The sequence below is a fragment of the Streptomyces sp. SAS_270 genome (assembly GCF_052543295.1).
Genome location: NZ_JBMNDS010000012.1, coordinates 29,661 through 55,120, shown reverse-complemented (window position 1 = coordinate 55,120; position 25,460 = coordinate 29,661). Strand labels below are relative to the sequence as shown.

At 70.1% G+C, this 25,460-nt stretch carries 25 protein-coding genes; 10 read left to right on the top strand and 15 right to left on the bottom strand.

The annotated features are described in order from the left end of the window. Positions 1 to 60 precede the first annotated feature (60 nt). Positions 61 to 798 (bottom strand): TetR/AcrR family transcriptional regulator, encoded by a 738-nt coding sequence (locus ACN6LB_RS11095; RefSeq protein ID WP_445025664.1) that lies wholly within the window; start codon positions 796 to 798, stop codon positions 61 to 63. Positions 799 to 948: 150 nt separating this feature from the next. Here ACN6LB_RS11095 and ACN6LB_RS11090 point away from each other — a divergent pair, with 150 nt between their 5' ends. Then, the gene (locus ACN6LB_RS11090) at positions 949 to 1,398 is read left to right on the top strand and encodes a nitroreductase family deazaflavin-dependent oxidoreductase (RefSeq protein WP_356137514.1); all 450 of its coding nucleotides are present in this window, start codon (positions 949 to 951) and stop codon (positions 1,396 to 1,398) included. On the opposite strand, the gene ACN6LB_RS11085 is transcribed toward ACN6LB_RS11090, so the two are convergent. Further along, positions 1,388 to 2,629 (bottom strand): geranylgeranyl reductase family protein, encoded by a 1,242-nt coding sequence (locus tag ACN6LB_RS11085; protein ID WP_445025663.1) that lies wholly within the window; start codon positions 2,627 to 2,629, stop codon positions 1,388 to 1,390. The genes ACN6LB_RS11090 and ACN6LB_RS11085 overlap by 11 nt on opposite strands. 182 nt (positions 2,630 to 2,811) lie before the next feature. On the opposite strand from ACN6LB_RS11085, the gene ACN6LB_RS11080 reads away from it, so the two are divergent. Beyond that, complete coding sequence (locus tag ACN6LB_RS11080; protein ID WP_356137510.1) at positions 2,812 to 4,167, top strand: dipeptidase; 1,356 nt, start codon at positions 2,812 to 2,814, stop codon at positions 4,165 to 4,167. 108 nt (positions 4,168 to 4,275) lie between these two features. Here ACN6LB_RS11080 and ACN6LB_RS11075 read toward each other — a convergent pair whose 3' ends face one another. Both ACN6LB_RS11075 and ACN6LB_RS11070 read right to left on the bottom strand, forming a co-directional pair. After that, the gene (locus ACN6LB_RS11075) at positions 4,276 to 5,316 is read right to left on the bottom strand and encodes an NUDIX hydrolase (RefSeq protein ID WP_356137508.1); all 1,041 of its coding nucleotides are present in this window, start codon (positions 5,314 to 5,316) and stop codon (positions 4,276 to 4,278) included. 181 nt (positions 5,317 to 5,497) lie between these two features. Next, a complete protein-coding gene (locus ACN6LB_RS11070) occupies positions 5,498 to 5,692 on the bottom strand; it encodes a hypothetical protein (RefSeq protein ID WP_356137506.1) in 195 nt (64 codons plus the stop codon). Positions 5,693 to 5,842: 150 nt separating this feature from the next. On the opposite strand from ACN6LB_RS11070, the gene ACN6LB_RS11065 reads away from it, so the two are divergent. From ACN6LB_RS11065 to ACN6LB_RS11055, 3 genes are all read left to right on the top strand, one after another. Then, positions 5,843 to 6,526 (top strand): hypothetical protein, encoded by a 684-nt coding sequence (locus ACN6LB_RS11065; RefSeq protein ID WP_445025662.1) that lies wholly within the window; start codon positions 5,843 to 5,845, stop codon positions 6,524 to 6,526. Between the two features lie 59 nt (positions 6,527 to 6,585). Further along, a complete protein-coding gene (locus tag ACN6LB_RS11060) occupies positions 6,586 to 7,419 on the top strand; it encodes a DUF1206 domain-containing protein (protein ID WP_445025661.1) in 834 nt (277 codons plus the stop codon). Between the two features lie 177 nt (positions 7,420 to 7,596). After that, positions 7,597 to 8,097: a lamin tail domain-containing protein gene (locus tag ACN6LB_RS11055; RefSeq protein ID WP_445025660.1), complete on the top strand. Its 501-nt coding sequence runs from the start codon at positions 7,597 to 7,599 to the stop codon at positions 8,095 to 8,097. A gap of 52 nt (positions 8,098 to 8,149) precedes the next feature. Here the strand turns inward: ACN6LB_RS11055 and ACN6LB_RS11050 are convergent, their stop codons facing one another. Genes ACN6LB_RS11050 through ACN6LB_RS11040 form a run of 3 tightly spaced genes read right to left on the bottom strand, consistent with a single transcriptional unit; the run spans position 8,150 to position 11,272 of the window. Next, a complete protein-coding gene (locus ACN6LB_RS11050) occupies positions 8,150 to 9,073 on the bottom strand; it encodes a carbohydrate ABC transporter permease (protein ID WP_445025659.1) in 924 nt (307 codons plus the stop codon). After that, positions 9,070 to 9,984 carry a carbohydrate ABC transporter permease gene (locus ACN6LB_RS11045; protein ID WP_356137496.1) on the bottom strand — a complete coding sequence of 305 codons (915 nt, stop codon included), beginning with the start codon at positions 9,982 to 9,984 and terminating at the stop codon, positions 9,070 to 9,072. The genes ACN6LB_RS11050 and ACN6LB_RS11045 overlap by 4 nt, the downstream gene beginning before the upstream one ends. A 19-nt stretch (positions 9,985 to 10,003) precedes the next feature. After that, a complete protein-coding gene (locus ACN6LB_RS11040; protein ID WP_445025739.1) occupies positions 10,004 to 11,272 on the bottom strand; it encodes an ABC transporter substrate-binding protein in 1,269 nt (422 codons plus the stop codon). A gap of 266 nt (positions 11,273 to 11,538) precedes the next feature. Between ACN6LB_RS11040 and ACN6LB_RS11035 the strand changes: the two genes are divergently transcribed. Beyond that, complete coding sequence (locus ACN6LB_RS11035) at positions 11,539 to 13,560, top strand: NPCBM/NEW2 domain-containing protein (RefSeq protein WP_445025658.1); 2,022 nt, start codon at positions 11,539 to 11,541, stop codon at positions 13,558 to 13,560. A 76-nt stretch (positions 13,561 to 13,636) separates the two neighbouring features. Here the strand turns inward: ACN6LB_RS11035 and ACN6LB_RS11030 are convergent, their stop codons facing one another. Both ACN6LB_RS11030 and ACN6LB_RS11025 read right to left on the bottom strand, forming a co-directional pair. Beyond that, on the bottom strand, positions 13,637 to 14,044 hold the full coding sequence (locus tag ACN6LB_RS11030) for a hypothetical protein (RefSeq protein ID WP_445025657.1): 408 nt from the start codon (positions 14,042 to 14,044) through the stop codon (positions 13,637 to 13,639). Positions 14,045 to 14,159: 115 nt separating this feature from the next. After that, positions 14,160 to 15,104 carry an ROK family protein gene (locus tag ACN6LB_RS11025; protein WP_356137490.1) on the bottom strand — a complete coding sequence of 315 codons (945 nt, stop codon included), beginning with the start codon at positions 15,102 to 15,104 and terminating at the stop codon, positions 14,160 to 14,162. Positions 15,105 to 15,307: 203 nt separating this feature from the next. Between ACN6LB_RS11025 and ACN6LB_RS11020 the strand changes: the two genes are divergently transcribed. Next, a complete protein-coding gene (locus ACN6LB_RS11020) occupies positions 15,308 to 16,345 on the top strand; it encodes a LacI family DNA-binding transcriptional regulator (protein ID WP_445025656.1) in 1,038 nt (345 codons plus the stop codon). 49 nt (positions 16,346 to 16,394) lie between these two features. On the opposite strand, the gene ACN6LB_RS11015 is transcribed toward ACN6LB_RS11020, so the two are convergent. Then, positions 16,395 to 18,218 (bottom strand): serine/threonine-protein kinase, encoded by a 1,824-nt coding sequence (locus ACN6LB_RS11015; RefSeq protein WP_445025655.1) that lies wholly within the window; start codon positions 18,216 to 18,218, stop codon positions 16,395 to 16,397. 136 nt (positions 18,219 to 18,354) lie between these two features. Further along, positions 18,355 to 19,659 (bottom strand): DUF6986 family protein, encoded by a 1,305-nt coding sequence (locus ACN6LB_RS11010; protein ID WP_445025654.1) that lies wholly within the window; start codon positions 19,657 to 19,659, stop codon positions 18,355 to 18,357. 180 nt (positions 19,660 to 19,839) lie between these two features. On the opposite strand from ACN6LB_RS11010, the gene ACN6LB_RS11005 reads away from it, so the two are divergent. Beyond that, entirely contained in the window at positions 19,840 to 20,733 is an 894-nt protein-coding gene (locus tag ACN6LB_RS11005; RefSeq protein WP_356137482.1) for an endonuclease/exonuclease/phosphatase family protein, read from the top strand. An 82-nt stretch (positions 20,734 to 20,815) separates the two neighbouring features. On the opposite strand, the gene ACN6LB_RS11000 is transcribed toward ACN6LB_RS11005, so the two are convergent. From ACN6LB_RS11000 to ACN6LB_RS10985, 4 genes are all read right to left on the bottom strand, one after another. Continuing rightward, entirely contained in the window at positions 20,816 to 21,778 is a 963-nt protein-coding gene (locus tag ACN6LB_RS11000) for an electron transfer flavoprotein subunit alpha/FixB family protein (protein ID WP_445025653.1), read from the bottom strand. Between the two features lie 75 nt (positions 21,779 to 21,853). Then, positions 21,854 to 22,642: an electron transfer flavoprotein subunit beta/FixA family protein gene (locus ACN6LB_RS10995; protein WP_356137478.1), complete on the bottom strand. Its 789-nt coding sequence runs from the start codon at positions 22,640 to 22,642 to the stop codon at positions 21,854 to 21,856. A 229-nt stretch (positions 22,643 to 22,871) separates the two neighbouring features. Next, positions 22,872 to 23,381, bottom strand: coding sequence for a flavin reductase family protein (locus ACN6LB_RS10990; RefSeq protein ID WP_445025652.1), 510 nt, complete (start codon positions 23,379 to 23,381; stop codon positions 22,872 to 22,874). 249 nt (positions 23,382 to 23,630) lie between these two features. Then, the gene (locus ACN6LB_RS10985; RefSeq protein WP_356137474.1) at positions 23,631 to 24,044 is read right to left on the bottom strand and encodes a TlpA family protein disulfide reductase; all 414 of its coding nucleotides are present in this window, start codon (positions 24,042 to 24,044) and stop codon (positions 23,631 to 23,633) included. 75 nt (positions 24,045 to 24,119) lie between these two features. Here ACN6LB_RS10985 and ACN6LB_RS10980 point away from each other — a divergent pair, with 75 nt between their 5' ends. Continuing rightward, a complete protein-coding gene (locus tag ACN6LB_RS10980) occupies positions 24,120 to 24,536 on the top strand; it encodes a DUF4395 domain-containing protein (protein WP_445025651.1) in 417 nt (138 codons plus the stop codon). A gap of 186 nt (positions 24,537 to 24,722) precedes the next feature. Then, positions 24,723 to 25,451, top strand: coding sequence for a lysophospholipid acyltransferase family protein (locus ACN6LB_RS10975; RefSeq protein ID WP_356137470.1), 729 nt, complete (start codon positions 24,723 to 24,725; stop codon positions 25,449 to 25,451). The last annotated feature ends 9 nt before the right edge of the window (positions 25,452 to 25,460 follow it).

The following is a 25,460-nucleotide window of genomic DNA, read 5'->3' as shown; positions in this document are numbered from 1 at the left end:
GCGAAAACTGGCAGGGCTCAGCCCATTCACCGGGGAGGGACCCAACCGCCGAATTACTCGTCAGGACCCGGCCCCGCCGCGCCCGCCGCCCGCCGCACCCGTGGACCGGGGGAACACCAGCCCCACGCCGTGGGCGAGTTGGTCCACCGCATGCCGGAAGAACGCCTGCCGCTCCTCCACGACCCGGTTGAACTGCCCGAACAGCTCGAAGCCGATCAGTCCGTAGAGCTGCGCCCAGGCGGCCACGAGCGCCACGATCACCTCGGCCGGCAGGTCGGGTGCGAGGTCGGCGGCCATCCGCTGCGCCTCGGGCTTCAGTTCCGCGGGCAGCGGCGTACGCGCCACCCCCTCGCCCTGATGCGCGTCGCGGACGATGCCGATCAGGAGGAGGCCCACGCGGGCGGCAGCCGGGACGGTGGTCTCCGGCGCCGTGTAGCCGGGCACCGGGGAGCCGTAGATCAGCGCGTACTCGTGCGGATGCGCCAGCGCCCATCGCCGCGCCGCCTCGCACACGGCCCGCCAGCGCTCCCGCGGCTCGGCGTCGGCGACTTCGGCGTGCGCCGACTCCGCGCTCTCCCCGAGGGAGTCGTACGCGTCGATAATGAGCGCGGTCAACAGGTCGTCACGGCTGGGGAAGTAGCGGTACAGCGCGGAGGAGACCATGCCGAGCTCGCGGGCCACGGCCCGCAGGGAGAGCTTGGCGGCACCCTCTGCGGCGAGTTGTCTGCGCGCCTCGTCCTTGATGGCCGCTGTGACCTCGATCCTGGCTCGGGCGCGCGCTCCTCGTGCGGTACTCATGCCGACCAGTCTTCCACGTTTCCAGAGCAGTGCACACAAAAGAGAGCACTGCTCTTGCTTTGGATCACTGATCTCGTACACACTTCTCTCAAGCGAGAGCAGTGCTCACACTTTCCGTCCGCTCACAGGCGTCCGCAGGAGGAAGTCACCATGTCCGCACACGTCAAGAAGCCCGGCTGGTTCACCGTCAACGTCTTCAACCGCGCCGTCGCCTGGATGACCCGCCGTGGCCTGAGCGTCTGGGGCTCCCGGGTCCTCGCCGTCCGCGGACGCAAGAGCGGCGAGTGGCGCACCACCCCGGTCAACCTGCTCACCGTGGACGGCGCGCAGTACCTCGTCGCCCCCCGCGGCCACGTCCAGTGGACGCACAACATGCGGGCCGCGGGCGGCGGCGAGCTGCGCCTCGGCAAGAACGTGGACGTGTTCACCGCTGCCGAGGTCGCCGACGACGACAAGGTGCCGCTGCTGCGCGCCTACCTCAAGCGCTGGAAGGCCGAGGTCGGCGTCTTCTTCAACGGGGTCGGCCCCGACTCCCCCGACGCGGAGCTGCTGCGCATAGCCCCCGACCACCCCGTTTTCCGGCTCACGCTCAAGAGCTGACGCCCGGCTCCTCGGACGGTGAACGGTCGAGCGCGATCAGGGCGCGCCCGGCCATCGGGTGGCTGCGCACGAGCTCGCCCAGCGAGGTCGCACCGCGTGTGATGCCCGCGAACGCCCGCCAGGCAGGCCGGAGGCTCGTGAGCGCCGCGTGGAACACACCGGGACGCCGTTCGAAGGCCGCGAGCATCCGCTTGCCGACGCTCATCTCGACACCGAGGCCCGCCTTGATGGCGAAGGCGTAGTTCAACGCCTGGCGCCTGGTGTCCACCGCGTCGTGCGCCTCGGCGATCCGCACCGCCCACTCCCCCGCGAGCCGCCCCGAGCGCAGCGCGAAGGAGATGCCCTCGCGAGTCCACGGCTCAAGGAGCCCGGCCGCGTCGCCACAGACCAGGACCCGGCCGCGCGACAGCGGCGAGTCGTCGGCGCGGCAGCGGGTCAAGTGCCCCGAGGAGATGCTCGGTTCGAAGCCGGCGAGCCCGAGCCGGGCGACGAAGTCCTCCAAGTACCGCTTGGTGGCAGCGCCTTCGCCCCGCGCCGAGATGACGCCCACCGTCAGCGTGTCCCCCTTCGGGAACACCCAGCCGTAACTGCCGGGCAGCGGGCCCCAGTCGATGAGGACGCGGCCCTTCCAGTCCTCGGCGACGGTCTGCGGCACCGGGATCTCCACTTCCAGGCCGAGGTCGACCTGGTCGAGCTTCACGCCGACGTGCGCTCCTATGCGGCTCGCGCTGCCGTCCGCGCCGACGACGGACCGCGCGAGCACCGTCTCACCGCCCTGCAGCACCACGGCGACGGTGCGCCGGTCCGGGACCGCCGATCCGTGCTGTTCCACCCGCGTGACGGTGACCCCCGTGCGCAGTTCGGCGCCCGCCTTCTGCGCGTGCTCGACGAGTTGCTGGTCGAACTCGGGCCGGTTGATCAGCCCGAACAGCATCTGCTTGGAGCGGCGGGTGCGCGTGAACCTGCCGTCGAGCGCGAACGTGACCGCGTGCACCCGGTCCTGGAGGGGCAGTTCGAAGCCGGGCGGCAGTGCGTCGCGCGAGGGGCCGATGATGCCGCCGCCGCACGTCTTGTAACGGGGCAGCTCGGCTTTCTCCAGCAACAGGACACTGCGTCCCGCGACCGCTGCCGCATAGGCGGCCGAGGCCCCTGCGGGTCCCGCGCCGACCACGACGACGTCCCACACCCGCTCCGCGCCGCCCGAAGAGTTCTCGGAGTTCTCGCTGCTCACGATGGTTTGCTGCTCCCAGTCCAGCCGTCTGCCGCACCTGTCCCCCGCATCCTACGGCGGGCATCGCCGCAGATCGCTGTGGGAGGATCGGACCCGTATGCGCCCGCACACCAGTACGCGGGTGCGCACGCACGATCACTCGTACCCACAAGTACAACGTCGCACCTACAAGGAGCGTGCCCATGTCGTCGAATCCGGTCGCCGAGACCGTCGCCTCGCTGATGCCGAGGGCGAAGGCGGAGCTCACCGAGCTGGTGGCCTTCAAGTCGGTGGCGGACTTCGACCAATATCCCAAGAGCGAGAGCGAGGGCGCGGCCAACTGGGTCGCCGACGCGCTGCGCGCCGAGGGTTTCCAGGACGTGGCCCTCCTCGACACCCCGGACGGCACCCAGTCGGTGTACGGCTTCCTGCCCGGCCCCGAGGGCGCGAAGACGGTCCTGCTCTACGCGCACTACGACGTGCAGCCGCCGCTGGACGAGACCGCCTGGGCGACGCCGCCGTTCGTGCTGACGGAGCGCGACGGCCGCTGGTACGGCCGCGGCAGCGCCGACTGCAAGGGCGGCGTCATCATGCACCTGCTCGCCCTGCGCGCCCTCAAGGCCAACGGCGGCGTTCCGGTCAACGTCAAGGTGATCGCCGAGGGCTCGGAGGAGATGGGCACGGGGGGCCTGGAGCGGTACGCCGAGGAGCACCCCGAGCTGCTGGCCGCCGACACCATCGTCATCGGAGACGCCGGGAACTTCCGGGTCGGGCTGCCGACGGTCACCTCCACGCTGCGCGGGATGACCCTGGTGCGCGTGCAGGTGGACACGCTCGAAGGCAACCTGCACTCGGGCCAGTTCGGTGGTGCCGCGCCCGACGCGCTCGGCGCGCTGATCCGCGTACTGGACTCGCTGCGTGCCGAGGACGGTTCGACGACGGTGGACGGACTGACGACCGACACGTCGTGGGACGGTCTGCAGTACGACCAGGAGGCGTTCCGCAAGGACGCCAAGGTGCTCGACGGCGTGGAGCTGATCGGCTCCGGCACGGTCGCCGACCGCATCTGGGCGCGTCCGGCCGTCACGGTCCTCGGCATCGACTGCCCGCCGGTCGTCGGCGCCACGCCGTCCGTGCAGGCCGGTGCCCGGGCGCTGGTCAGCCTGCGCGTCCCGCCGGGCGTGGACGCGGTCCAGGCCACCAAGCTGCTCCAGGCCCACCTGGAGACGCACACGCCGTGGGGCGCGCGGGTGAGCACCGAGCAGATCGGCCAGGGCCAGGCGTTCCGCGCCGACACCTCCAGCCCGGCGTACGCCGCGATGGCCGAGGCCATGTCGGTCGCCTACCCGGGCCAGGAGATGCAGTACGCCGGTCAGGGCGGCTCCATCCCGCTGTGCAACACCCTTGCCTCGCTGTACCCGCAGGCCGAGATCCTGCTCATCGGGCTCAGCGAGCCGGAGGCCCAGATCCACGCCGCGAACGAGAGCGTGTCCCCGCAGGAGCTGGAACGCCTGTCCGTCGCCGAGGCCCTGTTCCTGCGCAACTACGCGGCGAGCTGACCGGCCGGGCGGCCCGGTCCGCCCACGGCAGGGGCCCTTTCCGGCGCGGGCCGCGCACCCGCCCGCGCCGGAGGCGTGAGGGCCCGGATCACAGCGCCGGGACCGGCGTCAACCGACCGGCACCCCCGCCTCCAGATAGAGCGCTGCCCCTCGTTCGCGTGCCCGCAGTGCCCACCGCAGGCGTTCGTAGCGCACCGGCGGCAGCAGCTCGGCAGCCTCCTGTTCGGTGACGAAGCGCCAGTCGCGCAGTTCGGGGCCGGGCAGCAGCAGGCGTTCGGCCGCGTCGGCGTCGAGGTGGCCGCCGTCGAAGAGGAGGCGCAGGCCGCCGTAGCCTGGAGGTGCGGGCGGCTCCCAGTCGACGACGAGCAGGCCGGGTACCTCGTCGAGCCGGATGCCCGTTTCCTCGGCGACCTCGCGGATGCCGCCGCGCGCGGGCGCCTCTCCGGGTTCGACGACCCCGCCGGGAAACTCCCAACCCGCCTTGTACGTCGGGTCGACGAGCAGCACCCGGTCCTGCTGGTCGAAGAGCAGCACGCCGGCCGCGACGGTCTCGGCGGTGGGCTCGGGCGTCTGCACGATGTCGCATGCGGGCACGTCACCCGCGCGTACGGACTCGGCGATACGGACGGCCGTGTCGTACGGGGTGAGCGCGCTGGTGTCGATGAGGTGGGCGTCGGCGGTGAGCCAGCCGGCGAGTGCGGCGCGGTACGGCTCGATGTGGTCGTAGGACCACTGGCGTATGCGTATGTCGCCGTCGGGCAGGTCCTCCGGTATCTCGCGGTCCGCTATGCGTGCGCGCAGGATCGTTTCCGCCGGAGCGAGGAGCACATGGCGTACGGGGATACGGCGGGACGCGAGGCCGCCGAAGATCTCATCGCGGTACTCCTGGCGCAGCAGGGTCATGGGGACGACGAGGACACCGCCGAGCTCCGCGAGCAGAGCGGCCGCGGTGTCGACCACCAGTCGCCGCCAGATCGGCAGGTCCTGGAAGTCACCGACCTCGGCGAGGCGCTTGGGCGGCAGCAGCTGTGCGAGTCCGCCGCCGATGACCTCGGGGTCGAAGAGCGTGCTGTTCGGGATCAGGTCGATCAGTTCCCGTGCGGTCGTGGTCTTCCCCGCACCGAACGCACCGTTGACCCAGACGATCACGGTTCCCCCTCTTCTGTTGGCCCCCTGTGGCTTGCCCGCTCCACCCTGCCACGGAAACCAGGTCCAGTTGAGGGAGCCTTCCGGCGGCCGGAACGCCGTGGCGCCGGTGCCCCTCCCTCGGGGCACCGGCGCCATGAAGCGGGCTCACCGGTCGCGCCGGCTCATCCGTCACCCTGGTACGTCAGTTGTTCTGGCCCAACGCCTTGTCGTCCACGGCGAGGCTGTCGCTGCTGACGGTGTGGTCGAGGGTGCTGACGGTGTCGGGCAGGTTCAAATCGTCGAGTACGCCGCTGTCGGCACCGTGGGACGGTGAGATCGCCGCGACGACGAATCCGGCGGCGAGGGACGCAACGGCAAGCATGCTTCGCTTCTTCATGCCCGAATCAACTGCGCACCGGCCGATGGGTCACGGGTAGGCCACGTACCTCCTTTTTGGCGAAATCATGAAACTGCAGACGGCCGAATTCCGTCCTTCCTGCCGACTCGATCATCCCGATACGGGTCTTGTGACACAGGGGGACGCATCATGACGCCGAACACCCGGACGACCCGCCGCAGACCCAGCGCCGTCCGTGCGATCGCACTGAGCCTGTGCGCGGCGGGGGCACTGGCCCTCACCGGCTGCTCCGACGGCGGGAACACGGGCGGCGCGGCCGCCGGCACGGACCCGAGCACGGCACAGTCGACCGCCTCCGGCGGCAAGTCGGGCGACGGATCGGGCGCGGCGAGCGCACAGCCCGCCTCGAAGACGTCCGCCGACCCGGGCAGCGGCTCCAAGGCCCCCGGGACCAAGGCCTCCGCGTCCGCACCGCCCGCCTCCGCCACGACGGCCCCTTCGGACGGCGGCGGCACGGGCGACGGCTGCGATCACAAGATGCCCATCTCCCCCGACGAGATCGCGGTCTACCGCTACAGCCCGGAGGGCGGCTCCCTGAACCTCATCGTCAAGCACGGAAACTGGGGCTGCGGCACCGGGGACTCCGACGGTGCCCCCTTCGAGACCGTCGGCAAGGAGACGTACCTGCCGATGGACCAGGCGGCATACGTGACCGCGACCAACCCCGTCGTGGAGAGCTCCGAGAACCAGCACATCGGCGTCCAGGAGTTCCTCGACTGGGTCGAGGCGCATCCCGACTCGGGTCTGGTCTTCAAGTACCACGTCGGCAAGAACGGGGTCGTCGACAGCCTTGAGGAGGTCTTCACCCCCTGACGGCCGACCGCGCCCGTGTGGTTCCCGCGAGCCGGGGAAACCGGCAAGCGGGAGGTTCGATGAACACGACTGCGGTGACGCGCAACAGTCCGATCGGTGGTCGACGGGCGGTACGGAGTTCCTTGACGGAAGGCGCGGCGAGGGCCGGGCTGGCCGCTCGCGGGGTCATCTATCTGCTGGTCGGCGTGCTGGCTCTGCAGATCGCCTTCGGCGATCGGAAGAAGCAGGCCGACCGGGGCGGCGCGCTGGCCGAGATCTCCGGAAAGCCCTTCGGGGCCGTCCTGTTGTGGGTGCTGGGCGTGGGGCTCGTCGGCATGGCGCTGTGGCGGCTGTCCGAGGTGGCCTTCGGCTCGGTGGGGCAGGACGGTCGCAGCGCGAAGAAGCGGCTGCTGGCACTCGCCCGCTGTGTCTTCTACTCGTTCGTGGCCTACTCGGTGCTGTCCTTCGCGGCGGGCTCGGGTGGCAGCAGCTCCAGTGACGAGCAGTCGCGCGATGTGACGGCCAAGGCCCTTGATCTGCCGGCCGGTCAGTGGATCGTGGGCGCGGCCGGGGCGGGCATCGTGGTGGCGGGCGTGTGGGTCGGCGCCCGGGCGGTGCTGCGGAAGTACCGGCGCAATCTCAAGCTCGGTGAGACGTCGACGGGGGTGCGCCGCCTGGTCGACACGACGGGAGTGGCCGGAGGCGTGGCCCGCGGGCTGGTGTTCGTCGCGGCGGGCGGCTTCGCGCTCCGGGCGGCCGTCGAGTACGAGCCGGACAAGGCGAAGGGTATGGACGACACCCTCCGCTCGTTCGCCGACACCGCCGCGGGCCCGTGGCTGCTGGTCTGCGTCGCGACGGGCCTGGTCCTGTTCGGCGTCTTCTCGTTCGCGATGGCGCGCTGGCGCAGGGTCTGAACCGGTGGCGGGGCGACGCCCTCCGACCGAGCGAACCCACCATCAGCGGGAGCCCACCGGCAGCACGTACCGGACGCCAGTGGGCTTCGTCGGACGAATCCGCAAAAACGTCACCGACCAGCACCGGCTTCTGTACGCTCTGACGCTTCACATGGCACCACCAGGGGGGTACATCCCATGCGTCAGCGCTTCGCGATAGCCGGGGCCATCACGGCCACCGCACTCACCGTCGTCCTCGCCGCACCGGCCCAGGCCACCGAGTACACCTCGGCGCTCAAGGTCCGCGGCATCCAGTACAACGCGCCCGGCAGCGACTCCAACAACTGCGCCACCGGCAACACCAAGGAGGAGTACCTGACGATCAAGAACTACTCGTCCTCGACGACCGTCAACCTCAAGGGCTACAAGGTCAAGGACGCCAGCGCCAGTGGCAACGTCTTCACCTTCCCCTCCAACCACTACCTCCAGCCCGGTGACTACGTGAAGCTGCGCGGCGGCCACGGCACCGACTCCGACGCGCACAACGTGGTGTACCGGCAGAGCTGCAACTTCATGTGGAACAACGGCGGGGACACCATCTACCTGTACAAGTCGAACGGCAGCCACGCCGACACCCACAAGTACACGGCGAGCGCCAACGACCCCGACGGCAACGGGTACATCACCTACCACGGCTGAGCCGCACATCCATGACCCGCTCGCCGCGGGCCGGTGGCTCCACGAACGATGGCTACCCCTTCGTCGACCCCAGTGTCAGCCCGGCGATGAAGTGCCGTTGCAGCACCAGGAAGACGAGGATGGTGGGCAGGGCGACCAGCACCGAGCCCGCGGCGAGCAGGTTGTAGTCGGTGAAGAACTGACCCCTGAGGTTGTTCAGTGAAGAGGTGACCGGGAGTTTGTCGGGGTTGGAGATGAAGATCAGCGCCCACAGGAAGTCGTTGTAGATCCAGGTGAACTCGAGGGTTCCCAGGGCTGCGAGGGCCGGGCGGCACAGCGGCAGGGTGATGCGCCAGAACAGGGTCCACACACCGGCGCCGTCGACGATCGCGGCCTCCAGGATCTCCTGCGGCAGCGTCCGCATGAAATGGGCGAGGACGAAGACGCAGAAGCCCATCTGGAAGCCGATGTTGACGATGATGACGGCCCAGTAGGAGTCGTACATCGTCATGGAGTCGGACATCCACCAGGGCAGCGGGATCCTGTTGAACAGGACGTACAGCGGGGTGACGATGACCTGTTGGGGCAGCAGGTTGCCCGCGGTGAAGAACATCAGCAGGACCAGGCCGCCGCGCAGTTTCAGCCGGGAGACGGCGAAGGCGACGAACGAGGCCAGAAAGAGGGTCACCACCACGGCGGGGACGGCGATCAGCAGCGTGTTGGTGAAGTACTTCCCCATGCCGGATTCGGTGTAGGCCCGGCGGTAGTACTCGAAGGACAGGTGCTTGGGGAAGGAGAAGTAGCCGTTCTGCGCCGTCTCCTCGTAGGGACGCAGTGAGGCGTAGACGGCGAGCAGGAGCGGCGCGAGGAACGCCAGCGACACTCCGGCCAGGAAGATGTGGACACCCCAACGACCCCGGCGCGAAGGAGACTTGGGGGCGGGAAGGGTGGTGGCGGCCGGGTGGGCGGGCGCGCCGGTGCGCAGGTCTGCGGTCATCGGTCGCGGGCACCTCGCAGCTCTTGGACCAGGAACGTCACGATGAATCCCAGGGAGACGGTGAGCAGGACGACCGCGATGGCGGAGCCGAATCCGATGCGACTGGCCTCCCCGATGATGTTGTCGGTGATCAGGACGGAGAGCACTTCCAGTCCGTTGCGGCCCTTGTTGACGGCGTAGACGATGTCGAAGGCGCGCAGAGCCTCGATGACGGTGATCACGCCCACGACGACGTTGACCGGGCGCAGGGTCGGGAAGACGACGCGGAAGAAGGTCTGCCGCTCGTTCGCGCCGTCCATGGCGGCTGCTTCCTTCAGCTGCGGGTCGACGGACTTCAGGCCGGCCAGGTAGAGGATCATGACGTAGCCGACATGCCGCCAGCCCGCCGCGATCATGATCATCCACAGGTTGAGGTGCGAGTCCCCGAGCCAGTCGATCGGGTCGGCGCGGTTGTTGAGGACGGTGTTGACCACGCCCTGGTCGGTGCCGAGGATCAGCTGCGCGATGAAGCCTACGATGGCGAGAGAGAGCACGACCGGCATGTAGATGACGGACTGGTAGAAGCGGCTGAAGCGGACGCCGCGGTCGATGAGCACCGCGAGGAACAGTCCGAACGGGGTGGCGACCAGGCCGAGGAAGAGCAGCCACATGACGTTGTGGCGCACGGCAGGCCAGAACGCCGGATAGTTCTCGACGAGGTTCTTGTAGTTGTCGCCGCCGACCCAGTGGACGTCGCCGACGCCGTCCCAGGCGGTGAAGGAAAGCCCGATGGAGGCCAGCGTCGGGCCCCAGATGATGACGATGTCCAGCAGAACGGGCAGGCCGAGGAGCACGCCGAGGACGACGACGTCGCGGCGGGTGAACCGCCGCAGACGCCGCCGACCGGCGCGCCGTGGGATGTTGAGCGCCACGGAACGTCTTCCTCCGGATTCAGCCGACGGGCGACGAGAAGATGGTCTTCTTCTGTCGTTCGATGCTGTTGCACAGACTGTCGACGTCCTTCGGGTTGCCGATGAAGTCCTGGATCGCCTTGATCATCACAGTCGAGGCGAAGTCGGGACGGGTGTCGCGGTCCATGAACTGCGAAATCTGCTTGGCGCCGGAGACCAGCTGCGCCGACTTCTTCTGCAGAGCGCTGTACTTGGAGGTGTCGGCGCCGTCGTTGACCGCCACGTTGTTGGGGTCGAGGGCGAGGTAGGTTTCCTCGGCCTTGGGGGTGCCCAGCCATTTCAGGAGATGCTTGGCGCCGGTGAGGTTCTTCGACTTCCTGGCGACGAGGAATCCGTCGATGGGGGCTTCCACGGCGTCCTGCCCGTACTGCGGGTCGATCTCGGGGAAGGCGAAGAAGTCGATGTCGCCGCGCTCGTTCTCCGCGAACTGGGTGCCGGGGTGCGGCATTCCGAACACGGCCATGCCCGTCTTGCGCTGCGCCAGACCCTGCCCGGCCTCCTCCCAGGTCCTGCCGAGGGCGCCCTTTTGGTAGTACGGCATGAGTTCGCGCCAGGTGTCGAAGACGCCCTTCACCTTGCTGTCGGTCCACGACTCCTTGCCCGCCATCAGGGACTTGTGGAAGTCATATCCGTTCAGGCGCATGTTGATGTAGTCGAAGGTGCCCATCGCGGGCCAGCCGTCCTTGTCGCAGAAGGCGACCGGAATGCCGTCCTTGGACATCTTCTTGGCGAGCGCGATGAACTCGTCCCAGGTTCCCGGCTGTTGGTATCCCTGCTTCTCAAAGAGGCTCTTCCGGTGGAAGACGGCCCACGGATAGTAGTAGTACGGCACGAAGTACTGCTTGCCCGCGTGCGTGGACTGGTCCTTGAGGGCGTCGGAGAAACCGGTGAAGCCGCTCCACACATCGCTGATCTCGTGCAGCAGCCCTTTCTCGGCGAAGTACTGCATGCGGTATCCGGCGAACCACATGAAGACGTCGTCGGGCGTGCCCTGCAGATAGCGGTTGATGTTCTCCTGGAAGTCGTTGTGGTCCTTGGTGTTGACCTTGACCTTCTTGCCCGAGGTCTTCTCGTACGCCGTGAAGGCCGCCGCGTAGGCCTTCTTGGGAATCGGGTCCGAGGCGTTGGACCCCACGCTGACTTCGTTCTTGTTCCCACCCGGTCCGTCGCCGCAGGCGGACAGCAGGACGGGGAGCGTGACCGCGCCGACTCCCGCGGCCGCACCACGCAATAGATTGCGCCGGGACATCCGATGTCCTGCCGTGCCTTCGGGCACGCCGAACTCCTTGAACGATGACTGTGCCATGTCCCCCTCCTCGGGGTGCCATCCAACACAACCGAACGCGCGGCTTGGATCTCACTCCCATACAGAGGTGTCGTCAAGGGTTCTGACGAAATATCGAACAACCGTTACCCTTCTCTTCCAACAGAGTCCGACAGGTCCTACCGTAAACGCGCACGACAGACGAGGACTGCTACACGTCCTACCTTTCGCGTGTTCGGAGGAACGTAACGATGCGTCACCTTCACATCCGCACACCTCGCCGAAGAGTGATCGGAGCACTCGCTGCAGGACTGTTGTGTACGACCGGGCTCGCGGCGCCGGCTCTCGCCGCTCCCACCGCCGAGCCCGCCGCGCCCACCCTGGCCGACGGTCTTGCCCTCACCCCGCCCATGGGGTTCAACAACTGGAACTCCACGCACTGCCGGGCCGAGTTCAACGAGTCCATGGTCGAGGGAATCGCCGACCTGTTCGTCGACAAGGGCCTCAAGGACGCCGGGTACCAGTACGTCAACCTCGACGACTGCTGGGCCCTGCCGGCGCGCGACGCGGACGGCAAGCTGGTGCCTGACCCGGTCCGATTCCCCCACGGGATCAAGGCAGTTGCCGACTACGTGCACGCCAAGGGTCTCAAGCTCGGCATCTACACCAGCGCGGGAACGAAGACGTGCAACAGCGCGGGATTCCCGGGCGCACTCGGCCACGAGTACAGCGACGCCCAGCAGTTCGCGGACTGGGGCGTCGACTACCTCAAGTACGACAACTGCAACAACCAGGGCGTGGACGCCAAGCTGCGCTACACGACGATGCGTGACGCCCTCAAGGCGACCGGTCGGCCCATCGTGTACAGCATCTGCGAGTGGGGTGAGAACAAGCCCTGGGAATGGGCGTCGGACGTCGGCCACCTGTGGCGCACGACCGGCGACATCAGCGACAGCTGGGGCTCGATGCTGTCGATCCTGAAGCAGAACCTGCCGCTCTCCGCCCACGCGGGCCCCGGCCACTGGAACGACCCGGACATGCTGGAGGTCGGCAACGGCGGAATGACCGACACCGAGTACCGCACGCACTTCTCGATGTGGTCGGTCATGGCGGCACCGCTGCTCATCGGCTCCGACCTGCGCAAGGCGTCCGACGCGACCTTCGACGTCCTCGGCAACAAGGAGGTCATCGCGGTCGACCAGGACCCGCTGGGCAAGCAGGGCACGGTGCTGTCCTCCGAGGGCGGCCGCTGGGTGGTCGCCAAGGAGATGAAGGACGGCAGCCGTGCGGTGGCGCTGTTCAACGAGACCGGCAGTCCACAGCACATCGCCACCACCGCCCGCGCCGCCGGACTGCCCGAGGCCGGCGCGTACACCCTGCGGGACCTGTGGCAGCACAGGAGCTACAACACCGCGGGCACGATCGCGGCGACCGTGCCCGCCCACGGCACGGTTCTCGTCCGCGTCTCGGCCGGCGGCCGGTGGGCCACGCGCCCGCCGGCCGTCGAACTCGGCCTGGACGGCAGCCCGTTGGTGCAGGCCGGCAGGACGGCCGCGCTGACGTCGAAGGTCACCGACCTCGGCCGTACGCCCGCCACACACCTCTCCGTGACACTCGCCGGCCCTGCCGGCTGGACGGTGAAGGCCATCTCGCCGACCACCGCGGGCCTGCTGCCGACGGGCCGTTCCCTGCGCACCAAGTGGCAGGTCACCGCTCCCGGGTCCACCGCCACCGGCTCGTACGACCTGACGTTGAGGGCGCGTTACCGCTCCCTCACGGGTACGCGCGTCGAGAGCGTGCTGCCGCTGAAGGCAACCGTGGTCGTCGCGCCACCCGCGGGTGTCTCCTCGCTCGGTGACCTGCCGTGGCTGTCGACGACCAATGGCTGGGGCCCAGTCGAGCGCAACACCAGCAACGGCGAGAGTGCCGCGGGCGACGGTCGTCCGATCACTCTGGGCGGTGTCGAATTCGCCAAGGGGCTGGGCGTGCACGCCGAGAGCGCTGTCGAGTACTACACCGGCGCGGCGTGCGAGACGGTCACCGCGGACGTCGGTGTCGACGACGAGAAGGGCGCGCGCGGCACCGTCGCCTTCGAGATCTGGGCCGATGGCACGAAGGTCGCCTCGACCGGGGTCCTCACCAACGCGATGCCCGCCCAGCCGGTCACGGCCGACGTGAGCGGCGCCCAGGTGGTCCGGCTCGTCGTCACCGACGGCGGCGACGGCATCGACTCCGACCACGCGGACTGGGCGGACGCGAAGCTCATGTGCTGAGCACCGGGCCCGCCGAGGTCACCGCGCGATCGTCGAGGGTTCAACCCCCTGACGACGCGCGGTGACCGTCATCGGCCTACCACCATGCGCTGCAGCGCGCCGTGTTGTCGCCCCGCGCCTGCACGCAGACGCGGGCCAGCGCAGGGTCGTTGTCCGGGATGTAGGTGGACTCCTGGGTGTTCCACGGGTCGACCCAGATCCGGTTCTGCAGCCCGTAGAAGTGGTTGGTGTCGCCGTCCGGGGCCCAGTCGATCCAGCCCGAACAGGTGGTGCCACCACTGCTGTTGTTCACGTAGTTCCGGACCTGCCAGCCCCCGCCGCCCGAAACGTACTCGCTCATCAGGGTGCCCGAGCAGCTGTTGCTCCACACCGTGTGCCGCGCGGTCTCGGCGGAGGCGACCCCGCTGCCGCCCAGCACCAGCGTGGCGACTCCGGCAAGCGTGCCGACCCCGACGGCAGCCCGCCGCACGATACGTGCGTTCATGTCCCGTTCCCTCCCTCATGCCCGGCATGCGCCGCGCACGAGTGATCTTCAGGGAAGGCTCCAACAGACCGCCAATGGAACGCCAACCGCCGAATGGAGGACCAACCACCGCTTTTCACACGGCAGTTGGGCGCGGTGACCTGCAGGCCGCCGCAGCAGCCCCCACCAGGCCCGCATCCGTCCCCGTCTGCGCGGGCACGACCGTCAGCCGCTGGACGAAGGACAGGGTCGCGTAGTCGGCCAGGGCCTTGCGCAGCGGTGTGAACAGGATGCTGCCGGCCTTGCCCACACCCCCGCCGATCACCGCGATGTCGATCTCGACCAGGGTCGCGGTGGCCGCGATCCCGGCAGCCAGCGCCTGTGCGGCCCGCTCGAAGGAGGCCACGGCGACCGGATGGCCCTCGCGAGCGGCGGCGGCCACCGCGGCGGCCGAGGTGTCGCCGTCGGGACCGGGCAGCCAGCCCTGTTCCAGGGCGCGGCGGGCGATGTTGGGGCCGCTGGCGATGCGCTCGACGCAGCCACGGGAACCGCACGGGCACGGGTCGCCGTCGAGGTCGACGCTGATGTGGCCGATGTGCCCGGCGTTGCCCGTCGGGCCGGGGTGCAGCCGGCCGCCGAGGACCAGGCCGCCGCCGACGCCGGTGGAGACCACCATGCACAGCGCGTTGTCGTGCCCACGGGCGGCGCCCTGCCAGTGCTCGGCGGCGGTGATCGCCACCCCGTCGCCGATCAGCTCGACCGGCAGGCTTCCGGTGACCCCACGTACCCGCTCGACCAGCGGGAAGTCACGCCAGCCCGGCACGTTCACCGGGCTGACCGTGCCCGCGGAGGCGTCCACGGGGCCCGCGCTGCCGATCCCGACGGCTCCTGCCCTGCTCCACAGCGGGGAGCCGGTCAGCTCGCCGAGCACGTCCTCGACGGCCCGCATAACGGTGTCGCCGTGCTCCTGCGCCGGCGTCGGGCGCTGGGCGCGCAGGAGGATCCGGCCGTGGCCGTCCACGAGCGCTCCGGCGATCTTGGTGCCGCCGATGTCGAGCGCGGCCACGAGGTCGGTGTGCATCAGTGTCTGATCTCCCGCTGAACCTTGAGGAACCTTGAGGAAAGGGCAGGCCGGTCTCGCGGTGGGGGCGCAGGCCGGAGATTGCGGTGGACAGTCTCTCCCGCATCTGACAACGTTGTCCAGGCTCTATGCTCGACGCCACATCCTCATACAAGCCGGGGGACCTTCGCATCCCCGCGGACGACACGACAGGACAGGACATCGTGGCAGAGACCGCCCGTCGCCCCGAGAACCGCTACGGCAACCGTCCGACGATGAAGGATGTCGCGGCGCGCGCCGGGGTCGGCCTCAAAACGGTCTCACGAGTCGTCAACGGCGAGCCGGGCGTCACCCCGGACACCGAGCGCCGAGTCCAGGAGGCGATCGACGCGCTGGGCTTTAGGCGCAACGACAGCGCCCGGGTGCTGCGCAAGGGCCGCACCGCCAGCATCGGCCTCGTCCTGGAGGACCTCGCCGACCCGTTCTACGGCCCCCTCAGCCGCGCGGTGGAGGAGGTGGCCCGGGCGCACGGTGCCCTGCTCATCAACGGCTCCAGCGCCGAGGACCCGGACCGCGAGCAGGAGCTGGTCCTCGCCCTGTGCGCGCGCCGCGTGGACGGGCTCGTCGTGATCCCCGCCGGTGACGACCACCGCTACCTGGAGCCCGAGATAAGGGCGGGCGTCGCCACCGTGTTCGTGGACCGACCCGCCGGAAGGATCGACGCCGACGTCGTCCTGTCGGACAGCTTCGGCGGTGCCCGGGACGGTGTGGCCCACCTCATCGCCCACGGCCACCGCCGCATCGGCTTCATCGGCGACATGCCCCGCATCCACACCGCCGCCGAGCGGCTGCGCGGCTACCGCGCCGCCATGGAGGACGCGGGCATACCCGTCGAGGACGCCTGGATGTCCCTCGGCGTCACCGACCCGCAGCGGGTGCGCAGGGCGGCCGAGGACATGCTCTCCGGCCCCTCCCCCGTCACCGCGGTCTTCGCCGGCAACAACCGCGTCACCGTCACCGTCGTCCGGGTCATCGCCGAGCGCGGCCGCCCCGTCGCCCTCGTCGGCTTCGACGACATCGAGCTCGCCGACCTCCTCCAGCCCGGCGTGACCGTCGTCGCCCAGGACGCCGCCACCCTGGGCCGCACCGCCGCCGAGCGCCTCTTCCGCCAACTCGACGGCAGCCTCGTCGTCCCCGAGCGCATCGAGCTGCCGACACGGCTGATCACGCGCGGCTCGGGCGAACTGCCGCCCACGGACTGACCCTTGGCCGCAGCCGTCGGCCTCGGGTCTCCAGCGGTCGCGTACGGCGTCAGCAGACGGGAAGTCCGGGAAGCGGTGCGTCGTTGTCGCCGCCCTTGAGGTAGACATCGCTGACGAAGACGTTCGTGTTGCCGCTGTCGTCGTCCGTCCTGGCCCACCACACGTTCGTCCACTCGCCGTAGGTCTCGCGGCGGCCCAGGTTCTGCTGGCAGTAGAAGTAGTTGGTGCCCGCGTTGAGGACGCCGGCCTCGGCTCCGGCAGCCGTGTAGGACTTGGCGGTGCGCCAGACGTTGCAGTTGTACTTGCCGCCGCCGGCGGGGTCGCACACCGGCGCGGGGCTGGAGCCGCCTGCGCCGCCGCCTGTGCTCCCGCTGCCGCCGGTCGTGCCGCCGTCGCCCGAGCCGCCCGTCGTACCGCCCGAGCCGGTGCCGCCGCCCGAGCCGGTACCCGTGCCGCCGCCCGCGGGCTTCGACGCGGAACCGGTGGCCTCCCGGGTGGCGGTGGCCTCACCCTTGCCGCCCGGCTCCTTGCCGGGAGCCTTGGACTTCCGCTCGCCCTTCCCGGTGGGCTCCGCGCCGTTGGAGAGGTCGTCCGCGCCCCGGCTGTCGTCCCCCGAGGGCACGGCACCGGCGCCGTGGGACGACGTGGGCCGGGCCGCGCCTGCGGTGGCGGTGGTGTCGTCGGAGCCGCCGAGGAGCGCGACGGTCACGCCGGTCGCGGCGAGTACGACGGTGACGGCCAGCGCGGTCAGCAGGACGCGTCCCCTGCCGCGGCGTGGCGAGGGTGCCGCAGCGGGTGACGAGGCCGGGGTGACCACGGTCGGGCCCATGGGCGGCGCCCCGAAACCGGCGCCCGCCCCGGACGCCGGGACCTGCGGGACCTGTGCGGGCGGTCCCTGCTCGGGCGGCCCGAACCCCGGCGGGATCGACGGAACGCTCCGCTGCGTCGTCTCGCGAATCGCCTCGCGCGGCAGCGGCGCCGGACCGCGCAGCCCGGTCGTCGCGGTGTCCGCATCGGGTGCCGCAGCCACCTGCTCCAGCAGCTCGCGGGCCCGGTCCGCGTCCGGGCGGGCGTCCGGCTGCTTGTGCATCAGCTGCTGCAGTACGGGCCCCAGCGGCCCGGCCCGGCGCGGCTCCGGCAGCGGATCGACCACGATCGCGGTGAGCGTGGACCAGGTGGACGTACGGCGGAAGGGCGACGCGCCCTCGACGGCGGCGTACAGCGTCGCGCCGAGCGCCCAGACGTCCGACGCGGGGCCGGGGTCGTTGCCCTGGGCCCGCTCGGGTGCCAAGTAGTCGAGGGAGCCGACGAGTTCGCCGCTGCGGGTCAGGTGGGTGGCGGAGCCGTCGCCGGGGTCCTCCATCGTCGCGATGCCGAAGTCGGTCAGGACGACCCGTCCGGATCGGTCGAGGAGGATGTTGCCGGGCTTCACGTCGCGGTGGAGCACCCCGGCGCGGTGGGCGGCGGCGAGTGCGTCCATGACCTTGGCGCCGATGGACGCCGCCTCGCGCGCGTCGAGAGTGCCGCGCTCGCGCAGGACGTCGTCCAGGGAGGGTCCGTCGACCAGTTCCATGACGATCAGTGGGCGTCCGTCGACCTCGGCCACGTCGTGCACGGCGACGACGCCGGGATGGCGCACCCGGGCCGCGGCGCGTGCCTCGCGCTGCATGCGCAGGCCCAGGTCGGCCAGTTCGGGCGCGGCGGCGTCCGTGTAGGTGCGCAGCTCCTTGACGGCGACCTCGCGGCCGAGCACCTCGTCGACGGCTCTCCAGACGACACCCATGCCACCGCGGCCGAGCTGCGCCACGATGCGATAGCGCCCGGCGAGCACCCGGCCGACGCCCTCCGCCTGTTCGTTCTCCCCCGAAGACACCGCTGCCCCGTTCCTGTGACACACCAATGAAGTGCCGCACAGCCTACGGGGCAGCGGTGACAGCAGAAGTCGTAGGAGACTCCTGTGACGGACCCCCTACAAATGCTCCCCCCGCCGCAATCCTCCTGCGTGACTCCTAGATGCCGGAGATCGTCAGGTCCGCCCGCCGGGGCGCGGCGAAGCCCTCCAGGTCGGCGCGGGTCAGGCCGGTCAGGCGGGCGACCTCGGCGATGTCGAGAGCGCCGCAGTCCAGGCCGCGCAGCAGGTAGCCGCTGAGGGCCTTGGCGGTGGCGGGCTCGTCCATGACGTCGCCGCCCGCATGGTTGGCGTATCGCGCGAGGCGGCCCGCGGCCTGCTCGAAGCCCTCGCGGTAGAAGGCGAAGACGGCGGCGTAGCGGGTCGGGATGTGGGCGGGGTGCATGTCCCAGCCCTGGTAGTAGGCGCGTGCGAGGGCCCGGCGGGTGAGGCCGTAGTGCAGCCGCCAGGCATCGTGGACCTTCTCGGTGGGGCCGACGGGAAGGACGTTGGTGGAGCCGTCGCAGACGCGTACGCCGGTGCCCGCGGCGGCGACCTGCATGATCGCCTTGGCGTGGTCGGCGGCCGGGTGGTCGCTGGCCTGGTAGGCGGCGGACACGCCGAGGCAGGCGCTGTAGTCGAAGGTGCCGTAGTGCAGGCCGGTGGCGCGGCCCTCGGCGGCCTGGATCATGCGGGCGACGGTGGCGGTGCCGTCGATGGCAAGGATGGACTGGCTGGTCTCGATCTGGATCTCGAAGCCGATCCGCCCGGCGTCCAGCCCCCGTGCCTTCTCGAACTCCTCCAGGAGCCGGACCATGGCGGTGACCTGCTCGGCGTAGGTCACCTTGGGGAGCGTCAGGACGAGCCCTTCGGGCAGCCCGCCCGCCTCCATCAGCCCGCTCAGGAAGATGTCGAGGGTACGGATCCCGCGGTCGCGTACCGGGGCCTCCATGCACTTCATCCGGATGCCCATGTACGGGGCCGCGGTGCCGTTCTCGTACGCCTCGGCGATCAGCCGGGCCGCACGGGCGGCGGCCGCGTCCTCCTCGTCGTCCGGGCGGGGGCCGTAGCCGTCCTCGAAGTCGACGCGCAGGTCCTCGATGGGCTCGCGCTCCAGCTTGGCGCGGACGCGGTCGTACACGGCTGCGGCGAGGTCGTCGCCGAGGCCGAGGACGGCGGCGAAGGAGGCGGCGTCCGGGGCGTGCTCGTCGAGGGCGGCGAGGGCCCTCTCGCCCCAGGAGCGGACGGTGTCGGCGGCGAACACGTCACCGGGCACATACACGGTGTGAACGGGCTGGCGGGTGCCGGGGTCTCCGGGGTAGCGGCGCTCCAGCTCCACGTCGACCGGGGCGAGGGAGGCGCTGATCTCCTCGCTGACGGCGCCCGCGAGGCTCGTCGTCACCTTCTCCTGCTGGCCCTGACCCATCCCACACCCTCCTGTTTTCCGCTTCACGGAATCAACAATCCGTAGAGCGAAGTTATCTGTGGAGCTTCCCGCCGGTCAACACCTGTCCGCAGCGTGGTCCGTCCTCCTCATTTCTGCCCCACGCCTTCTTCCGTACAGCCGTGCGCACCCTTCATCCTGACTCGGGTGGGAGGGGGTCGCGTGTCGAACATCGGGCGAGTGACGCGTCGTATGGGCCTGCGGACCGGGGCGGCGGCGGCCGCCGCGCTGCCGCTGCTCGGTCCGGCTGCCGCTTCCGCCGGCCGGCACCCGGGCCACCGCCTGGACGTCATGACGTTCAACCTCCGCTACGCGAGCAAGGCCGAGCCCAACAGCTGGTCCGCGCGCCGCCCCGTGATGCGCGAGCTGCTGCACCGGGAGGCACCCGCCGTCCTCGGCACGCAGGAAGGCCTCTACCGGCAGCTGCGCGACATCGAGTCCGATCTCGGCCCGCGCTACGACTGGATCGGCACGGGCCGGGCGGGTGGCAGCCGGGACGAGTTCGCGGCGGTGTTCTACGACACCCAACGCCTGGCCCCGGTGGAGTACGACCACTTCTGGCTCTCCGACACCCCGGAGGTGATCGGCTCGAACACCTGGGGCGGTTCGTGCGTCCGCATGGTCACCTGGGTCCGCTTCCGCGATCTGCGCGACGGTGAGCGGGAGTTCTACTTCCTCAACACACATCTCGACAACGCGAGCCAGCACGCGCGCAGCCGCTCCGTCCCGCTGATCCGCGCGCGAATCGCCCGGCTGGACTCCTCCCTGCCCCTGCTGCTGACCGGCGACTTCAATGTGGCGGCCCACCAGAACCCCGTCTACGACGCGCTGCTCGGCGCCGGGCTCGTCGACACCTGGGACGCGGCGGTCGAACGCGGCCCGCTGTACGGAACCTTCCACGGCTATGGACCCCTCGTCCCCGACGGCGACCGGATCGACTGGGTTCTGGCGACGCCGGGGGTCACGGTGCACCGGGCTTCGGTGAACACGTTCTCCAAGCGCCGCCAGTTCCCCAGCGACCACCTTCCCGTGCAGGTGTCGCTCACTCCGGGATGACAGCCCGGGAGCCCCCGGGAAAACACCGAGGCCCCCAGGGCCGCCTGCGCGGTCCCGGGGGCCTCGATACAGCCCGGCTCGATCAGCCCTTGCGGGTGTTGATCTCCTCGGTGAGCTGCGGGACGACGTCGAAGAGGTCGCCGACGACGCCGTAGTCGACCAGATCGAAGATCGGGGCCTCGGCGTCCTTGTTGACGGCCACGATCGTCTTCGAGGTCTGCATGCCGGCGCGGTGCTGGATGGCGCCGGAGATGCCGTTGGCGATGTAGAGCTGCGGCGAGACGGACTTGCCGGTCTGGCCGACCTGGTTGGTGTGCGGGTACCAGCCCGCGTCCACCGCGGCGCGGGAGGCGCCGACGGCCGCGCCGAGGGAGTCGGCGAGCGCCTCGATGATCGGGAAGTTCTCGGCGCCGTTGACACCACGGCCGCCGGAGACCACGATCGCGGCCTCGGTCAGCTCCGGACGCCCGGTCGACTCACGCGGGGTGCGCGCGGTCACCTTGGTGCCGGTGGCCTGGGCCGAGAAGGACACCGTCAGGGCCTCGACGGTGCCGGCGGCCGGGGCGGCCTCGACGGGCGCCGAGTTCGGCTTGACCGTGATGACCGGGGCGCCCTTGGAGACACGGGACTTGGTGGAGAAGGAGGCGGCGAACGCGGACTGCGTCGCGATCGGGCCCTCGTCACCGGCCTCCAGGTCGACGGCGTCGGTGATGATGCCCGAGCCGATGCGCAGCGCCAGGCGGGCGGCGATCTCCTTGCCCTCCGCGGAGGACGGGACCAGGACGGCGGCCGGGGAGACGGCTTCGTAGGCGGCCTGCAGCGCGTCGACCTTCGGCACGACCAGGTAGTCGGCGAACTCGGCGGCATCGGCGGTCAGGACCCGGGTCGCGCCGTGCTCGGCGAGTGCGGCGGCGGTGTTGTCCGCACCGGCACCCAGCGCGACCGCGACGGGCTCGCCGATGCGGCGGGCCAGGGTCAGCAGCTCCAGGGTGGGCTTGCGGACGGCACCGTCCACGTGGTCGACGTAGACGAGAACTTCAGCCATGGGACTTCTACTCTCCTGCTTGCGAAAGATGAGGGGCGGTCAGCGAGTGGGGTGTGCCTGCACTCCCCGGGGCGCTCAGATGAACTTCTGGCCCGCGAGGAACTCGGCGAGCTGCTTGCCGCCCTCGCCCTCGTCCTTGACGATCGTGCCGGCGGTGCGCGCCGGGCGCTGGGTGGCGGAGTCGACCACGGTCCAGGCACCTTCGAGGCCGACCTCGTCGGTCTCGATGTCGAGGTCGGACAGGTCCCAGGACTCGACCGGCTTCTTCTTGGCGGCCATGATGCCCTTGAAGGACGGGTAACGCGCCTCGCCCGACTGGTCGGTGACCGACACGACCGCCGGGAGGGAGGCCTCCAGCTGCTCGGAGGCGGAGTCGCCGTCGCGGCGGCCCTTGACGGTGCCGTCCTCGACCGAGACCTCGGAGAGCAGGGTGACCTGCGGGACGCCCAGGCGCTCGGCCAGCAGCGCCGGGACGATGCCGGCGGTGCCGTCGGTGGACGCCATGCCGGAGATGACCAGGTCGTAGCCGGCCTTCTCGATCGCCTTGGCCAGCACCAGCGAGGTGCCGATGGCGTCGGTGCCGTGCAGGTCGTCGTCCTCGACGTGGATGGCCTTGTCGGCGCCCATGGACAGCGCCTTGCGCAGCGCGTCCTTGGCGTCCTCGGGGCCGACGGTCAGGACGGTGATCTCCACGTCGTCGTCGGAGTTGTCCGAGATCTGCAGCGCCTGCTCCACCGCGTACTCATCCAGCTCGGAGAGCAGACCGTCCACGTCGTCCCGGTCGACGGTCAGGTCATCGGCGAAGTGCCGGTCGCCAGTGGCGTCGGGCACGTACTTCACAGTGACAACGATCCTCAAGCTCACGCCGGCTCTCCTACTGCATCGTCATTTCTGGGCTGCCTTCTTTCAGGCAGCATAGGCGCCTGAAGCGGCCGATCCCGGTCGGGGCGGCCCGCGCTCCGAACGAAATATTACTCGTCAGTACACCCAGTGAACGCCCACTAAGCAAGCGCTTTGAACTGTGACCTTGGCAACGCTGCGTAGTCGAAAAGAGCAGCCTGAGCCCCGTCCCGAGGATCATGCGCGACCGAGCCTAGTCGCGCAGGCCGCCGAAACGCCCCTCGTGGTAGAGCAGCGGGCGCCCCGCGCCCGAGGGGTCGCCGAGGACGACCTCGGCCAGCACGATGCGGTGGTCCCCCGCCGGGACGCGTGCCACGACCCGGCACACGAGCCAGGCGAGTACGTCGTCGAGCACGGGAACGCCTTCGGGGCCCTCGCGCCAGCCGGTGGGCGCCCCGAAGCGGTCGGCGCCGCTCCTGGCGAAGGTCGCGGCCAGTTCCCGCTGGTGCTCTCCGAGTATGTGCACGCCGACATGGTCGGACTCGGCGATCGCGGGCCAACTGGAGGCGCCCAGGCCGATGCCGAAGGAGATGATCGGGGGCTCGGCGGAGACCGAGGTGAGCGAGGTCGCGGTGAAGCCGACGGGGCCGCCGCCACCCGGGGCCGTGATCACGGCGACACCGGCCGCGTGCCGCCGGAAGACGGAGCGCAGCAGGTCCGGGGAGGCGAGCTGGGGAGTGGCGAGGTCGGGCGTGGCCGTCATGGAGTTGTCCTTCTGCGGGAGGTGGTGAGCGGATCCGTGGTTGCTCAACAACTCGGACAGTGCGCACGCGCGATGCGGGTCGGGGCCGCGGTCCGAATGCGTTCGCGCTCGAGGAGAAGGAGTTCCGGGGGCATGCGATCAGGCTGGCGACAGGCGGTGCGGGCAGTCAAGGGCGTTCCGGCATCTGGGAGCCGCATCACCCGCGGCCCCCCAGGTCAATGGGCCATGGGGCAGTTGCGAACCGCCGGTTCACACGGCCTCCCCCAGCGCGGCGATCACGTCGGCCTTGCGGGGCTGACCGCTGGCGCGCCGCACGATCCGTCCGTCCGCGTCGAGGACGAGCACGGTCGGCGTCTTGAGGATCTCGAGTTCGCGTACGAGTTCGAGGCGGTCCTCCGCGTCGATCTCCACGTGGATCACGCCCGGCACCATGTCGGCGACCTCGCCGAGCACCCGCCGGGTCGCCCGGCAGGGGGCACAGAAGGCGCTGGAGAACTGCACCAGCGTGGCCCGTTCACCGAGGTCCTGCCCCAACTCCGGCGCACCGAGCCGCTTTCCGCCGTCGCGCCCGCGCACCCTCACCCTCCCGTTCCGCCGCTGATGCAGCACTCCGTACCCGCTCGCCAACGCGAGCACCACCACGCACACCACAAGTCCGGTCATCTTCGCGTGCAGCGTTCACGCGACTGCAAAGATTCCCCGCTCCTCGAAATCCCTCCGATGCGGAATGCTTGATTCATGGACATTGATGTGAGGGGGCCGCGGTTCGGTGCGGCCGTGACGGCCGTCGTACTGGCGGTCGTGCTGATCACGGGAAGCGTCTGGCTGCTGGCCTGGCAGACGCTGGCCTTCGCGATGGGCGCGGTGGGCGGGGTAGGGCGCTCCCCGTACGGCTGGCTCTTTCGCAGGGCCGTGCGCCCCCGCCTCGGGCCGCCCACGGAGTTCGAGGCACCCGAGCCGCCGCGGTTCGCCCAGGCTGTCGGGCTGACCTTCGCGGCCGTGGGACTCGTCGGGTACGCGGCGGGAGTGCAAGGTCTCGGCCTCGCGGCGACGGGGGCCGCGCTCGCCGCCGCGTTCCTCAATGCCGCGTTCGGATACTGCCTGGGATGCGAGATGTACCTGCTCGTACGGCGGGTGACTGTTCGAGCGGAGTAAAGGCGACGTAAAAGCCCGAGGTGGATCAAGCTGTCGACGTGACGAGGATCTCGCCGTTCTCAGGCACCAGGACTGGCCCCCCGTCCGTTCTTGGGGCACGATCTGCGCAATGCCGTAAACCTACGGCTGCGTAACTTCCGCCCATGGGGATCCCGTCCCAGGCAGAGAGAAGGGTCCACTCCGTCCATGGCAGAGCTTGTCTACCGTCCCGTCGTCGGTCTCGCCCAAACGTTGTTCAAGGCCTGGGACCTCAAGATCGACCTGCAGGGATCGGAGAACATTCCGCGCTCGGGCGGCGCCGTGCTGGTGAGCAATCACATCAGCTATCTGGACTTCATCTTCGACGGCCTGGCCGCGCTTCCGCAGAAGCGTCTGGTGCGCTTCATGGCGAAGGAATCGGTGTTCCGGCACAAGATCTCCGGGCCGCTGATGCGCGGTATGAAGCACATTCCGGTGGACCGCAAGCAGGGTGAGACGGCGTATCAGCACGCCTTGCAGTCGCTGCGCTCCGGCGAGATCGTCGGCGTCTTCCCCGAGGCGACGATCTCGCAGTCGTTCACCCTCAAGAGCTTCAAGTCGGGCGCCGCGCGCATGGCCCAGGAGGCCGGCGTCCCGCTGATCCCGATGGCGCTGTGGGGCACCCAGCGTCTGTGGACCAAGGGTCACCCGAAGAACTTCAGGCGCAGCCACACCCCGATCACGATCCGCGTCGGCGAGCCGGTCGAGGCCCCGGCCGACCAGTACGCGGGCGCGATCACCCGGCGGCTGCGCGAGCGGGTCCAGGAGCTCCTGGAAGCCGCGCAGCGCGCCTACCCCGTGCGCCCCAAGGGGCCGGACGACACCTGGTGGATGCCCGCGCACCTCGGTGGCACGGCGCCGACCCCCGAAGAGGTCCGCGCCGCCGAGAAGAGCTGAGCGGGCCGA

Coding starts and splice junctions, on each gene's coding strand:
- ACN6LB_RS11095 (WP_445025664.1), bottom strand. CDS start 798: ATGAGTACCGCACGAGGAGCGCGCGCCCGAGCCAGGATCGAGGTCACA.
- ACN6LB_RS11090 (WP_356137514.1), top strand. CDS start 949: ATGTCCGCACACGTCAAGAAGCCCGGCTGGTTCACCGTCAACGTCTTC.
- ACN6LB_RS11080 (WP_356137510.1), top strand. CDS start 2,812: ATGTCGTCGAATCCGGTCGCCGAGACCGTCGCCTCGCTGATGCCGAGG.
- ACN6LB_RS11070 (WP_356137506.1), bottom strand. CDS start 5,692: ATGAAGAAGCGAAGCATGCTTGCCGTTGCGTCCCTCGCCGCCGGATTC.
- ACN6LB_RS11065 (WP_445025662.1), top strand. CDS start 5,843: ATGACGCCGAACACCCGGACGACCCGCCGCAGACCCAGCGCCGTCCGT.
- ACN6LB_RS11060 (WP_445025661.1), top strand. CDS start 6,586: ATGAACACGACTGCGGTGACGCGCAACAGTCCGATCGGTGGTCGACGG.
- ACN6LB_RS11055 (WP_445025660.1), top strand. CDS start 7,597: ATGCGTCAGCGCTTCGCGATAGCCGGGGCCATCACGGCCACCGCACTC.
- ACN6LB_RS11050 (WP_445025659.1), bottom strand. CDS start 9,073: ATGACCGCAGACCTGCGCACCGGCGCGCCCGCCCACCCGGCCGCCACC.
- ACN6LB_RS11040 (WP_445025739.1), bottom strand. CDS start 11,272: ATGTCCCGGCGCAATCTATTGCGTGGTGCGGCCGCGGGAGTCGGCGCG.
- ACN6LB_RS11035 (WP_445025658.1), top strand. CDS start 11,539: ATGCGTCACCTTCACATCCGCACACCTCGCCGAAGAGTGATCGGAGCA.
- ACN6LB_RS11030 (WP_445025657.1), bottom strand. CDS start 14,044: ATGAACGCACGTATCGTGCGGCGGGCTGCCGTCGGGGTCGGCACGCTT.
- ACN6LB_RS11025 (WP_356137490.1), bottom strand. CDS start 15,104: ATGCACACCGACCTCGTGGCCGCGCTCGACATCGGCGGCACCAAGATC.
- ACN6LB_RS11010 (WP_445025654.1), bottom strand. CDS start 19,659: ATGGGTCAGGGCCAGCAGGAGAAGGTGACGACGAGCCTCGCGGGCGCC.
- ACN6LB_RS11000 (WP_445025653.1), bottom strand. CDS start 21,778: ATGGCTGAAGTTCTCGTCTACGTCGACCACGTGGACGGTGCCGTCCGC.
- ACN6LB_RS10990 (WP_445025652.1), bottom strand. CDS start 23,381: ATGACGGCCACGCCCGACCTCGCCACTCCCCAGCTCGCCTCCCCGGAC.
- ACN6LB_RS10985 (WP_356137474.1), bottom strand. CDS start 24,044: ATGACCGGACTTGTGGTGTGCGTGGTGGTGCTCGCGTTGGCGAGCGGG.
- ACN6LB_RS10980 (WP_445025651.1), top strand. CDS start 24,120: ATGGACATTGATGTGAGGGGGCCGCGGTTCGGTGCGGCCGTGACGGCC.
- ACN6LB_RS10975 (WP_356137470.1), top strand. CDS start 24,723: ATGGCAGAGCTTGTCTACCGTCCCGTCGTCGGTCTCGCCCAAACGTTG.